Origin of the sequence: Exiguobacterium sp. KKBO11 (genome assembly GCF_001644945.1) — a bacterium.
Lineage (GTDB): Bacteria > Bacillota > Bacilli > Exiguobacteriales > Exiguobacteriaceae > Exiguobacterium_A > Exiguobacterium_A abrahamii.
Window position 1 is genome coordinate 1 of record NZ_LUCU01000046.1, and the last position, 369, is coordinate 369.

The window sequence follows — 369 nt, forward strand, 5'->3', positions numbered from 1 at the left end:
AGGCATCCACCGTACGCCCTTCATACCTTGATCTAGCGTTGGTATTCTAAGAACACACGTCTTAAATGACATGGTTAATTAAAAGTTTGATGTCTTGTTGATGTCTTCAGTTTTCAAGGTGCGAGTGCCTTATCCAAAGGACAAGGCAAATGGAGCCTAGCGGGATCGAACCGCTGACCTCCTGCGTGCAAGGCAGGCGCTCTCCCAGCTGAGCTAAGGCCCCAGGATTGAAATTAAATTAGAATGGAAATGGTGGGCCTAAGTGGACTCGAACCACCGACCTCACGCTTATCAGGCGTGCGCTCTAACCGGCTGAGCTATAGGCCCATTCCATGACTAGAGAGAATTAGACTCTCAAAACTGAACGAT

General features: G+C 48.5%; 2 tRNA genes. Both read right to left on the reverse strand.

Annotated elements, in window-relative coordinates:
• Positions 1–150 precede the first annotated feature (150 nt).
• A tRNA-Ala gene (locus AYO36_RS14040) sits at positions 151–223 on the reverse strand.
• Between the two features lie 27 nt (positions 224–250).
• Positions 251–327: transfer RNA gene (locus AYO36_RS14045), tRNA-Ile, on the reverse strand.
• Between the last annotated feature and the right edge of the window lie 42 nt (positions 328–369).